Origin of the sequence: Pseudomonas sp. P9_35, from assembly GCF_034008205.1 — a bacterium.
GTDB classification, from domain to species: domain Bacteria; phylum Pseudomonadota; class Gammaproteobacteria; order Pseudomonadales; family Pseudomonadaceae; genus Aquipseudomonas; species Aquipseudomonas kilonensis.
In genome coordinates this window covers 2,066,063-2,079,066 of sequence record NZ_CP125373.1, presented here as the reverse complement: position 1 = coordinate 2,079,066, position 13,004 = coordinate 2,066,063, and the positions used below count along the sequence as shown (strand labels likewise).

The window sequence follows — 13,004 nt, the reverse complement described above, 5'->3', positions numbered from 1 at the left end:
TCACGGTGCGCGACCAACTAAAATATCACGCGCCCTCAATTTCAGCCTATATAATTTTCCACTCCCCATCCAAAACCAGGTTGGGAAAGTCTAGGAATCCATAGCATTAGGAAATAGAACAACAATAGCAACAAATACAGATACAACCGCCATGATGTCAATCGAAGCCCGGAAATCAACACAAGAAGCACAGAACTCTCGAAAATCCTTGCTGATATGGGTAGAAAAAAATATATAGCTAAATAAAAAACAAGCATCCCCATCTGAAAACTATTGCTGTTAAGAAACTTCTTCCCTTGCAGCAGAAATAGTATGGCAATAGTAAGCCAGTACACAAAACCCAAACCGCTAATCTGTAAACTACCTTCTCCGTAAACCTCTGCTTGCCTTGCCCCTAGACTGGAAGCCAACCAAAGAGTAACGGATGCGGCGCCTAAACCAACAAACGTAAAGGTTATAATTCGCAACCCTGACGAAAATCTAAGCCGAGCCAACATTACACTACAGTAGTAAATAACCAGCACAAAGAAAAACGAAGCGTGAACAAAAGGAGTAAGGAGCATAAACAGATTACGAACCCATTTACCTCTTGAAAACCATCCAATTAGAAAAAAAGCTACGGCCAAACCCTGTCGGAGATGGACAATATAATTTTTCATCACTTGCGGCAAAAGTAAAAACAGCAACAAGATCAAAAAGTACTTACTATCAATCTTAAGGGATAGATAAGCAGTTATGAATGCGGATAGAAATACGACAAGTCTTACCACCGTTTCATCAGCAAACACTAACGAAAGTGCGACATTCACCAACAACCATACCGGCTCATTTGTAAGAATATAAAGCCATCCCTCTCCGCTCCCTCGCTCAAAAATTTCCGCGGAACTTGAAGCATATGTCAGATAGTTTTCTCTATCCACAAAAGCATCAACTGGCAGCGAAGCCAGGCCCAAAGCGAATATCAACGCCAATATAAAACAGGCCAATAAATAGCGAGACATGTTAATTGAGAAATAAATATCTACTCTCCTAATTCTTACTATCCGACAATAATTTTCTCAGTCACTCAACCGTACTTACTGTCTGACTCAACGTCCGTCCCTTAAGCCTTAACAAAAACGAGTACACTACAAAACTGCCCGTATAAAGCAGACGATAAAGCACGCGCGACTTCGATATCAAACTTGAATCCAACACGGGTTCCGGACTGACCTTGGCAAAGTTCTCCACACACGTCTCGACAGAAAATATTGCCGACTTTGCTACGTGTGCCTCACTTAACGCCTGTTTCTCAGCCTCCGTGTAATTATTAAAATCAACAAACATCTTTACCACATCTTTCTTAGGATACAACCCGTCCTCATTATAAGAGAAACCAGGCAACTCACTCAAAAAACCGTATGTAGAAGGCTCATTGGTATTCTCAATTCCGATCAGCGATGGAACGCCCAATCCGGCAGCCTCAACCAAAGCGGTTCCTGACCCCACAAAAACGTCAAATTGCGACACCACATCAGTGAAAGCTGAATATTCAAGGCTTCCCTTAAGAGACACAACCTCTTCCAGATCCAGCGCTTTTATCTTATCCGACATTATGTTTTCTAAAGGACCATATCCGTAGATACTATAACTAACTTTAACCCCCAACTTTCGGAGACTGTTAACTACATCTAGCATCCAGAGATTATACCCTTTAAACTCCACTAGACGACCCACCGAACAAATGGACAGTTCATCACCGAACTTTTTGGGGATGGGGTTTGCTAACTGGTCAACCACTCCAAGAGGAAACAAGCTAACATCACTGAAGTCCTTTCCAGTTATGGTTGAATAACGTTCAACCATCTTTTCGTTAAAAAAAATCAAACCACGTGCGTTATGCAAACAGAAAAATATTTGACGATTGTTTTTTTCGAAGAAAGGTAATTTTTTCAAGCCCCCCCCCCAAGAAAACTCCATGGAATGGTAAAGACCTATCGAGATAGGTAAGCTCCTTCCTATGATTGCGCTTAAACGTATCAGCATATGGGCGCAAAATCCGTTCGAAACATGCGCACTGCTAATCCCATCAAATATTTCTTTCAGCATCGAATATTGGAGCGGATAGAGCAAAGAAAAATGATAAACAACAGCACGCCTCGGAAGCGGCAACAAAAGTATTTCATCCAGAAAATATACATCCGCATACTCTCTGGCTCGACGCACAAGCTCAGCATCACTTTTACTTTCAGGTGAAAGAATTAAAAATTTAGTCATCAATCCTTTCTTTTTTCTGCATTGAGCCATCCGCACATAGAATGTTTCAATTCCACCGATTGCTAAAGAACCATGAACGAATAACATTTAGAAGCGACCTTTCGCCAAAACATAAAATTGCTGTATCTGTCCGATATAGCTCAAAATACAGATCATTAAGATCACAAACCAAGCGACATGTATTTCTGCCTCATACTCATTACCATAGAGGGCGCCAAAAGCACTTAGCAGGATTACTAGTATCGAGCACACATAAAATTTTATATTTGAAAACGAGACCCACAAAAAATTTGACATTTCTGTTTTAAGTATTAAGTACAGAAAAAAGGAAATAGCCGTAGCGGCTGCTGCGCCACCAGCGCCAAATGAAGGTATCAGAAAATAATTCAAGCTTAAATTTACGGCCATACAAATAATGGTGATGACAGGAAGGAATTTCGTCTTTTTTGAGATACTAATCCCGATCCCAGTGACTTCCGTCACCATCATGTAGAGCGGCGGAACCAAGCATGCAGGTAGTAAAAATTGAACCGTTAGGTATTCAACAGGAAGAAAATAGCTGATCAAGAAGGAAAACAAAGCGGCTAGACAAATTAGCAATAATGAGAATACCTGGACCGCGTCGGCTACTCCTTTCATCTTTCCTTCAGCTAAATCTTCTGACACCCATTTATAAATCAGTGGATGCCACATTGTTGTGAAAATTTGTTGAAATAGGATTGCAGCTCCCGCCAAGGTAGATGCCACCGCATAAATACCCAGCTGCGCCAACGATGAAAACTCCTTGAGCATTATTCTATCTATAAAATTCAATCCCCAAAAAGCGATTCCACTTATCATTAACGGAAAGCCAAAGCTGATTAGCTCCTTCAGCCTCTGGCTTTCCAAGAATTCACATCTGAACGAAATATATTTATCATTCAGAAAAAAAAGCATGATAATTACAACTAACGACCAGCTTATACTTTGCATACCAGACAAAATGATAAAACTTTTCTTTTCTGGAAACAAAAATAGACTAGCAACAAGAACCAAGAATAAAAGTTTGGGAAGCACCCTAGTCATACTATAGGCAAAAGACATTTCTTTCATCCGAATAAAAACGGAAAAAAAACGCTCCAAATACAACATAATGGCCGAAAAACAAAAAATAGTGAACAGCGTAAAATCTTTAATATCAAACAGGCGAAAGGAAATTTCTTCGGCGTAAAAACATGCAACAATTATTGAAAATAGCAACAACAATAAACCTGGCGCTATGCACGCTCTTGCCAAAACTGTCGCATCATCCACTTCATTGAATTTTCTAACATAAGACTGGTCGAGTCCAAAAGAGAAGAAAACAACTATTAGAGATAACGACAGTTGAAATAACGCGACTCGCCCGACATCTTCGGGAGAAAACATCCAAGCGAGTATAGGCAGCGTGATGAGACTAAGTATTGCCCCGAAACCGATTCCCGAGGCATAAATAAAAACTGTTCTTACGTTCAACGAAAAAATCTCTGAACGGCGTCAATAATCTGAATAATATTTTCTTCAGATATCCCGTACCAAATGGGCAACCGAATGAGCTGCTCACTTCCGCTTGTTGTTTGAGTGTCCCTGCCATGGAAACGACTGTAACGTTCCCCGCATGCCGCAGAGTGAAGAGGCACATAGTGGAAAACAGCATGAACACCGGCATCAGATAAATGCTTCAACAGCTGAGTTCGAACTTCTAAATTAGCCACCTTTAAATAAAACATATGAGCATTATGCTCACATTCAGAGGGCACCGTTGGGAGAGTAATATAGCCATCCCTCTCCAAAGATTGGAGACCTGTGCTATATTTAACCCATACATCCATTCTTGCTTTCTTTATAGTATCCGAAACCTCTAGCTGCCCCCAAAGATAGGCGGCCTGAAGATCAGATGGCAAATAACTACTTCCAATATCTACCCAGCTATATTTATCGACCATTCCACGGAAAAACTGACTACGGTTGGTTCCTTTCTCACGAATTATCTCAGCTCGATTAACAAACTGAGAATCGTTGATTATTAATAGCCCTCCTTCGCCGCCGCTCGTATAGTTTTTCGTTTCATGAAAACTATAAGCCCCTAGATGTCCAATACTACCTAGAGCACGACCTTTATAGCTCGCCCCTTGACCTTGTGCTGCATCCTCGATTACAAAAATATTATGGCGCGCAGCAATGGCCATAATTATGTCCATTTCACAAGAAACTCCAGCGTAATGGACAGGAACAATAGCTTTTGTTTTTTCTGTTATAGCTTGTTCAATAAGATTCTCATCAATATTCATTGTATCAGGTCTGATATCAACAAAAACGATGGTTGCTCCCCTTAGAGCAAAAGCGTTAGCTGTACTAACAAAGGTATAACTTGGCATTATAACTTCATCGCCTGGCTGAATATCCACCAATATGGCAGCCATCTCCAAAGCATGCGTACACGAGGGGGTCAATAGGGCTTTTTTACAAGGCAGCTCTCTTTCGAACCATTGATGGCATAGACCGCTAAAGTATCCATCGCCTGATATTTTGTCACTGCGCATAGCAGACAAGACATGCTTTTCTTCATTGCCAGTATATGGTGGTTTATTGAAAGGAATCATAGCTTTTTCTCATCAATTCAGTTATGGAGCGCTATAAGGACATGAGTTAAAACTACTTAAAATGCCCAGAAGCCAAAAACCAACGATCTGATAATCGATCTACTCACTTTTTAGCTGGGAAGCGTAGGCCAAAAACTTACTCTCCAGCGCCAATAAATCTTTTTTCCTATCCCGAATGCGTCTCGCGGGGATCCCCAAATAGATGCCCCACGACCCGGTATCCTTGGTAACCAAAGTCATAGCACCTACCGAGCATCCCTCCTGAATAGTGACTCCGGGAAAAATTGTAGAATTTGCACCGACAATCACATGTTTCTCTAACACTACAGCAGCAAACTTTTCCTTTTTGAACTGCTTAGGTATTAAAGAATTTGTAAGTGTTTCACCACTATAATCATCTGATTGAGCAAATACTTTCACTCCATATGCCAGCGTACAAAAGTCCTCCAATACGATCCCAGGGATTCCTCCAGCTACTAGGCACATCGGAGTAATGTGATTATATTTCCCAATCTTAACATTGCCGGATATTATGCAAAAATCATCTATACGAGAGTAATCTCCTATTTCGATATTTTCTGCATTATAGATGCAAGCCTTATCGCTTATTTTTACGCCCTCGCCGACCTTTTTGAGGCCTAGCGCCTTAAGCTCGGTAGAATTCAAATAAGCCATCCTACATCTCCCGCAAATCAGTTAAGAAAATCAACATACCAAGGCATCGCGCGCTTGATGCCTTGCTCAATATTAAATTGTGGATCGTACCCCAATAAACTTTGTATCTTACTTATATCGGCCTGGGAGTGTCTTACATCCCCTTCACGGAAATCACGATAGACCACTTCTTTTTTGTAAGGAATATTGTTTTTTAGCAATTCATTCTTCAAAATAGAAAACAACATATTTAAATCAGTGCGACCGCTTACCGCAACATTATAAACTTGATTTAGAGCGTTTTTGTCGGTGGTTGTAGCAGCTAGAAGATTAGCTTGCACGGTATTTTCTATAAAGCAAAAATCACGGCTGGTTTGGCCATCACCATTAATAAATACACTTTCATCCTTGATCATAGACGAAGTCCATTTGGGGATCACCGCAGCGTAAGCGCCCTCTGGATCTTGACGTTTTCCAAATACATTAAAGTAGCGTAAACCAATAGTATTGAATCCATAGCAGCGAGCAAAAACTTCTGCATATAATTCATTTACATATTTTGTTACTGCATAGGGCGATAATGGCTTACCGATAACATCTTCAACTTTAGGCAAACCAGGATGATCACCGTAAGTCGAGCTACTTGCAGCATAGGTAAAACTTTTTACCGCTGCATTTCTGGCCGCCACCAACATATTCAAAAAACCGTCTATATTGGTAGAGTTGGTTGTTATCGGATCGTTTAATGATCGCGGGACGGATCCAAGAGCGGCTTGATGCAGCACATAATCAACAGAAGAACAAGCCTGCTCACAAACTTCTAAATTGCGTATATCTCCCTCAATAAACTCGAAACGTCGCCATTGTTCCGCAGTTACTTCTTTCCTGACCTCTTCAAGATTGTGCTTATGTCCGGTTGAGAAATTATCCAAACCGATAACATATTGATCAAGCTTGAGCAGAGTTTCAAGTAAGTTTGATCCAATGAACCCCGCCACGCCACTAATCAACCATTTTTTCGGGGATAATGGGAGTGTTTCAAAAAGGGTTTCGTAGCGAGTCATAAAAATTCCAGGTTTTTAGTTACCATAAATCTAAAGCGACGTTGTCCATGTCGTATTTTATTACAATCGAATATCGGACTCGTCAGCCGTCAATAAATACTTCAAATCATACAATACATGCTTGGACCGACCAAATCCTCGAATACTTTCAGCGCCAAGCTCTCGAAATTCATTATGTGCCACGGCAAGAACAATCCCGTCATAAAAGCCGGCTTGCGGTTCAGCTATTGGCGTAATGCCGTACTCATGTTCAGACTCCGCAACGCTTACCCATGGATCATAGACATCGACATCAATGTTATATTCAGCCAGTTCATTAACAATATCTACAATACGAGTGTTACGAAGATCGGGACAGTTCTCCTTGAATGCTAGCCCCATAATTAAAACGCGGGCCCCATCAACATGAATGCGGCGCTTTAGCATGGCTTTAACAAGCTGAGAAACGACATAGGCGCCCATGCTGTCATTTAGGCGCCGTCCCGCAAGAATAATTTCAGGGTGGTAACCAATAGCTTGGGCTTTATGAGTCAAATAATATGGATCAACACCGATGCAATGCCCACCTACCAAGCCTGGTCGAAACGGCAGGAAATTCCATTTAGTACCCGCAGCCTGTAATACGGCTTCCGTATCAATTCCCATTTTATTGAAAATAATCGCCAGTTCATTAATCAAAGCAATATTAAGATCACGTTGAGTATTCTCAATAACCTTTGCCGCTTCGGCTACTTTAATACTGCTGGCTTTATGAGTTCCCGCGATGATAATTTGATTATACAAATCATCGATGAGATCCGCGGTTTCGGGAGTAGAACCTGAAGTCACTTTTTTTATCGTGGTAACACGGTGTTCCTTGTCCCCCGGATTGATACGCTCAGGGCTGTATCCCACAAAAAAGTCAACATTATAGGTCAAACCGGAAATTCGTTCCAATACTGGAACACACTCTTCCTCGGTAGCGCCTGGATAGACAGTCGACTCATAAATAACGATATCGTCCTTCTTAAGAACTTTACCTATAGTTTCGGATGCTTTAATCAGCGGCATAAGATCTGGCTGATTGTATTTATCGATAGGTGTTGGCACGGTAACGATAAAGGTATTACATTGAGCAAGGTCATCCAAAGAGCAGCTATAACTGATGTATTTGGCTTCTTTTAACTCTACAGCACTTACTTCAAGTGTAACATCGCACCCAGATTTTAGAGCATCTATACGAGGCTGATTAATATCAAATCCAACTACCGAACGGTGCTTAGCGAACTCAACAGCTAAAGGTAGCCCTACATAACCAAGACCGATGACGGCAAGTTTGATATTCTTCAATTCATGCATAATTAAAAACCCAGTTCAATAAATTAATAAGTTTTATTTAAAAGCAACAAACGCGCATTTGAAAATACCGTCCGACGAGCGTCAGTTACCTCTTGTACTCTGGAGCTAGCTGATAGTAGAAAACCGGCGAAAGAGCTTATTGTATTATCTATCCTGAGAGCAGAACTTAACCAATGCCGCTCTACATCAGCAAAAAAATTGTTGGAGAGGTCCTTGAATAGCAAGACTTGGAAGGATTGAGCCTCCCCTTTCGCATTTTCTTTATACAAGGGAAGAACGCGCCACCCTAAAGAGAACTGCGCTGGTAGAATCCGACCTATCGATTTTTTTCGTATGGACCCGCATCGCACCAGGCATCGACCTTTCTGCCAAAAAGGATTAGATTCAATAGTCGTCTTACCAATACTCATGATCAGTACCTGAAACATTAATTCTTTCCCGCTCCGCCCACGAGCCCCCTCATCTGGGGCCTGAGAATAGGCAAATCTCTCGGATTACTCAGAGCAGCAAATGAAAAACAACGAATTAGACGCACAGATTATACGACTATCAGAAGAAAATCCGTAGTCGCAATTGCAAAGATCAAGAATGCTTTTGGCCTGCCGCACACCTGGGATTTAAATTGGCCCTGCGCGCTGGGAACGCGGCGGGATGCCTGTCTGCTGGCAGAGGGGATATTTCAGCATTTGGCCTTCAGAATTTCGGGATTCGCGAAGCGAATAACCAGCCTACGCAATGCATAGGCGGGGCATCGGCCACCTGCAAAAATAGGGCTCACGATGAAGCCCCAAAGCTCGCCCTTTCCGACTGCCTTAGGTCCTAAGGAGACGGCCGCCTTACGATATTCGAACCAACCCTTCAAAAACCTTTTGGAGGATAGGCATTTAAAGCACCCTTCCAAAAGATGAAATCAAATCGAACCAGCTGCTTTACTTACAGCCGTTTAAAAAACATCCGGATCAATGCAAGAAAACCACCAAGCACTAGACCAGCGGCAAAACCAATAATCAGAATTAAAGCTTTGCGTGGTTTTATCGGACTTGCGGGAACTTCAACATTACCGTCCTGCCGATAAACAGAAATACGCTCAGGGTCTATATTTAATTTACGATAAAAATTATAACGCATCTGCAACGATCGCAAATCTGATATAAATGCGTCATCCGATGTCCTTGATTCCAGCGCTTTGATCTCAGCTGCTAGCGCTTTACTGCCTCGCTGGTAATCCATCTTATTGCCGGCATCTACCGTTATATCGACCGCAGCAGAAGAGTTTATAGTCGACGTCGTTAGACCAATTGACTCAGCGATCTTCAGCGCCTCACGCAGCTGCTGAATTCGATCCTCACGGATCCGCTGTGCAGCCTCACGCAAACTAATAATACGCTGCTCGAGATTACGCGCCTTCACAGACGCTTCAGTCGTCACGTTCTTGATTAGTTCTGACTCAGCAGCCTCGCTGGCGCGCGCGACGTAGGCTTTGGCCCATTCAGTTGCGCGTATGGGATCGCTGCCTTGAACAGCCACCGAGAAACGATCCGGAGTACTCTTGCCAGGCCCTTTGATTACCAGTTCCCGAGAAAAGCGCTCATATAAGCGGTCAAGCGCTCCCCTGCGCTGCGACTCCTCAAGCGAAGGTAGATATATTTCATTAAAGAAAGCCTGCCGAAGAGACTCACCCTGGAGATTTCGAGCAAAAACATCATAAACATGCTTGATGGAATAGGTATCCAGCTCGGTACTTTTTCCTCGCCCGTAATTCAACTCGGCAATGCCGTTTTGAGTAGGAGGCATGATAAAAAGCTCGGCTTCATATACCGGCTTACTAAGAAATGCGTAAGCCGCTGCGCCTACCGTAACTAAGAGAGTGATACCTACTATCAACCATTTCTCAGCCCAAAGCCCACGCACAAGTTCAATGAGATCTATTTCATCGGCGCCACGCTCTTCAACACGATTATTCTGCATGTACGGCCTCTCTTCCATTTTTTAAGACGCCACTTACAGGCACACCGAGCGCATTAAAAGGCACGACGAGCAGTGTTCCGCTGGAAAAAGCGGCAAACAAAGAGAGATTAATTACAAGCAAAACACACCCAAAGTCAGAAAAATTATCGGTAGCGATCCTTACACCAAGACTACTGGGCTCACACATCCATTATTTCAACCGTCGACGCGTCCCCACCAGCCATGCAAGCAAAGGGCCTACTACCATACCAACGAGAAGCGCCAGCAGCACGCAAATCGAAACCGGAAGCTGCGGCACTAACCATCCCAGAAACGACAGTGAGACTGGCTGATTATTTTCAAGCACGAACAGTACGATAGCAGAGACCAAAAGCAGCGCTAGTATGACAAGCGCAAAGCGCTTAAAGTTTCGCATAGATACCCCTTCTTTTCAAACCTCCGTCAGAGCTCATCCCCCTCCTCCTCATTCACACGATCCCTAAGCTCTTTGCCTGGCTTGAAATGAGGGACGAACTTTCCATCAAGGCTGACGGACTGACCCGTTTTGGGGTTGCGCCCAACCCGCGGAGCGCGGTAATGCAGGGAAAAGCTGCCGAAACCGCGGATCTCGATGCGATCTCCAGTCGCCAGGCACTGGGACATCTGTTCAAGCATGGTCTTGATGGCCAGCTCCACATCCTTGGATGAGAGCAGCCCTTGATGGGTGACAATTCGTTCGATCAACTCCGACTTCGTCATATTTTTCCCTTCTTTTTCAAGCAGCTAGGAAAATCGCTTGAAAAGGTTTTAGCATGACCGGAGGGATTTGAACAGCCCAAGTATTGACATTCTTCTTGACTCCCCTACTCCATCTTTCCGCGCAAGCAGGGAGATACTATCGACAGATGACCAGCATCGTTCGAGTCACGTAGCCAGCCGGATTGAAACCAAAGGGGTACCAATCTTCGTCCTTCGCGTCGTCGGATCGGGTAATCACCTTGTAGCCAGCCCCTTTACACTCCCTTGCAGCTCTCTTATGGCACTTCTCCCAGCCGGAACCCAATCCCGAGCAGTCGACCTCGATACCACTGACACCACGCACTGCGTGGGTCTTGGCGCTTGTAGAGCAAGCTGCCAGCACCAAGACACTCAACACCAGAAAGAGCTTGTTCATTCAGTTCCTTTAGACAGAAATCCGGATCGATCTTTTATACAAGTCGGAGCCACGCCCCGAATAGATTATTGATCCGCTTCATAAAAGAGACAGCTGGGGTGATGAGTTGGTTTCGCAGCGCCCCGAATGAACACCGTCATCAGCACGGCTCGGGCAGAGAATCTCGAAATTTCGCAGGCACAAAAAAGGGCGACCGAAGTCGCCCTTTTTCTATGGTCTGACAGAACTCAGTTCTGTTTTTCCATTTGTGCACGCAACAGGTCGCCCAGAGTGGTAGGACCAGCAGCAATGTCAGAGGTAGCTGGCTTGTCGCGCAGGCTCTGGATTGCTTCTTTCTCTTCAGCGTCGTCTTTCGACTTGATGGAGAGCTGGATTACGCGGCTCTTGCGGTCAACGCTGATGATCTTGGCTTCTACTTCTTCGCCTTCTTTCAGAACGTTGCGCGCGTCTTCAACGCGGTCACGGCTGATTTCGGAGGCTTTCAGAGTCGCTTCGATATCGTCGGCCAGAGTGATGATGGCGCCTTTGGCGTCAACTTCTTTCACGATGCCCTTAACGATTGCGCCTTTGTCGTTCTCTTGAACGTACTCGGAGAACGGATCGCTTTCCAGTTGCTTGATGCCCAGGGAGATGCGTTCGCGCTCTGGGTCAACCGACAGGATAACGGTGTCCAGCTCGTCGCCCTTCTTGAAACGACGTACGGCTTCTTCGCCCACTTCGTTCCAAGAGATGTCGGACAGGTGAACCAGACCGTCGATGCCGCCGTCCAGACCAATGAAGATACCGAAATCGGTGATCGACTTGATGGTGCCGGAGATTTTATCGCCCTTGTTGAACTGGCCAGAGAAGTCTTCCCATGGGTTGGACTTGCACTGCTTGATGCCGAGGGAGATACGACGACGCTCTTCGTCGATGTCCAGAACCATGACTTCCACTTCGTCGCCGACTTGTACGACTTTCGAAGGGTGGATGTTCTTGTTGGTCCAGTCCATTTCGGAAACGTGTACCAGGCCTTCAACGCCTTCTTCCAGCTCAGCGAAGCAGCCGTAGTCGGTGAGATTGGTAACACGAGCGGTGACGCGGGTGCTTTCTGGGTAACGGGCTTTGATAGCGACCCATGGATCTTCACCCAGTTGCTTCAGGCCCAGGGAAACACGATTGCGCTCGCGATCGTACTTCAGAACCTTGACATCGATCTCGTCGCCAACGTTGACGATTTCCGAAGGATGCTTGATACGCTTCCAGGCCATGTCGGTGATGTGCAGCAGGCCATCGACGCCACCCAGATCGACGAATGCGCCGTAATCGGTGAGGTTCTTGACAATACCTTTGACCTGTTGGCCTTCCTGCAGCGATTCCAGCAGAGCTTCACGCTCGGCGGAGTTCTCGGCTTCCAGGACACTGCGACGGGAAACGACAACGTTGTTGCGCTTCTGGTCCAGCTTGATGACCTTGAATTCCAGCTCTTTGCCTTCCAGGTGCGTGGTATCGCGCACTGGACGGACGTCAACCAGGGAACCTGGCAGGAACGCACGGATGCCGTTAACGTCGACAGTGAAGCCGCCTTTAACCTTACCGTTGATAACGCCCTTGACCACTTCCTCAGCTGCGAAAGCCGCTTCCAGAACGATCCAGCATTCAGCGCGCTTGGCTTTTTCACGGGACAGCTTGGTTTCACCAAAGCCATCTTCAACCGAGTCCAGCGCAACGTGAACTTCGTCACCGACGTTGATGTTCAGTTCGCCAGCGTCGTTGTAGAACTGCTCAAGCGGGATGAGTGCTTCAGACTTCAGACCAGCGTGAACGGTTACCCAGCGAGCTTGGTAATCGATATCAACGATAACACCGGTGATGATGGAGCCTGCCTGAAGGTTCAGGGTTTTCAGGCTTTCTTCAAAGAGTTCCGCAAAGCTTTCGCTCATTTTAATTCCTGTTGATTAGGGCGAAGAA

Annotated in this window: 12 protein-coding genes; all 12 read right to left on the bottom strand. The window is 44.8% G+C overall.

Annotation, left to right across the window (positions count from 1 at the left end; all coding sequences use genetic code 11):
• Nucleotides 1-41: 41 nt before the first annotated feature.
• Nucleotides 42-1,001 (bottom strand): EpsG family protein, encoded by a 960-nt coding sequence (locus QMK47_RS09270; protein ID WP_253472535.1) that lies wholly within the window; start codon nt 999-1,001, stop codon nt 42-44.
• A 61-nt stretch (nt 1,002-1,062) separates the two neighbouring features.
• Entirely contained in the window at nt 1,063-2,343 is a 1,281-nt protein-coding gene (locus QMK47_RS09265) for a glycosyltransferase (protein ID WP_320390068.1), read from the bottom strand.
• A complete protein-coding gene (locus QMK47_RS09260) occupies nt 2,344-3,750 on the bottom strand; it encodes a lipopolysaccharide biosynthesis protein (RefSeq protein WP_253472529.1) in 1,407 nt (468 codons plus the stop codon).
• Entirely contained in the window at nt 3,747-4,877 is a 1,131-nt protein-coding gene (gene rffA / locus QMK47_RS09255; RefSeq protein ID WP_253472526.1) for a dTDP-4-amino-4,6-dideoxygalactose transaminase, read from the bottom strand. The genes QMK47_RS09260 and rffA overlap by 4 nt, the downstream gene beginning before the upstream one ends.
• A 99-nt stretch (nt 4,878-4,976) precedes the next feature.
• Nucleotides 4,977-5,552 carry an acyltransferase gene (locus QMK47_RS09250; RefSeq protein WP_253472523.1) on the bottom strand — a complete coding sequence of 192 codons (576 nt, stop codon included), beginning with the start codon at nt 5,550-5,552 and terminating at the stop codon, nt 4,977-4,979.
• Between the two features lie 17 nt (nt 5,553-5,569).
• Nucleotides 5,570-6,595, bottom strand: coding sequence for an NAD-dependent epimerase/dehydratase family protein (locus QMK47_RS09245; RefSeq protein ID WP_258690600.1), 1,026 nt, complete (start codon nt 6,593-6,595; stop codon nt 5,570-5,572).
• Between the two features lie 60 nt (nt 6,596-6,655).
• Complete coding sequence (gene tviB, locus QMK47_RS09240) at nt 6,656-7,933, bottom strand: Vi polysaccharide biosynthesis UDP-N-acetylglucosamine C-6 dehydrogenase TviB (protein ID WP_253472517.1); 1,278 nt, start codon at nt 7,931-7,933, stop codon at nt 6,656-6,658.
• Nucleotides 7,934-8,866: 933 nt separating this feature from the next.
• On the bottom strand, nt 8,867-9,901 hold the full coding sequence (locus QMK47_RS09235) for an LPS O-antigen chain length determinant protein WzzB (protein WP_253472514.1): 1,035 nt from the start codon (nt 9,899-9,901) through the stop codon (nt 8,867-8,869).
• 190 nt (nt 9,902-10,091) lie between these two features.
• Nucleotides 10,092-10,316, bottom strand: coding sequence for a LapA family protein (locus QMK47_RS09230; RefSeq protein ID WP_253472511.1), 225 nt, complete (start codon nt 10,314-10,316; stop codon nt 10,092-10,094).
• Nucleotides 10,317-10,342: 26 nt separating this feature from the next.
• Nucleotides 10,343-10,639: an integration host factor subunit beta gene (ihfB, locus tag QMK47_RS09225; RefSeq protein ID WP_003199243.1), complete on the bottom strand. Its 297-nt coding sequence runs from the start codon at nt 10,637-10,639 to the stop codon at nt 10,343-10,345.
• A 136-nt stretch (nt 10,640-10,775) separates the two neighbouring features.
• Nucleotides 10,776-11,054: a hypothetical protein gene (locus tag QMK47_RS09220; protein ID WP_214510781.1), complete on the bottom strand. Its 279-nt coding sequence runs from the start codon at nt 11,052-11,054 to the stop codon at nt 10,776-10,778.
• A gap of 227 nt (nt 11,055-11,281) precedes the next feature.
• Nucleotides 11,282-12,976, bottom strand: a complete 1,695-nt coding sequence (rpsA, locus tag QMK47_RS09215; RefSeq protein WP_014337228.1) for a 30S ribosomal protein S1 — start codon at nt 12,974-12,976, stop codon at nt 11,282-11,284.
• Between the last annotated feature and the right edge of the window lie 28 nt (nt 12,977-13,004).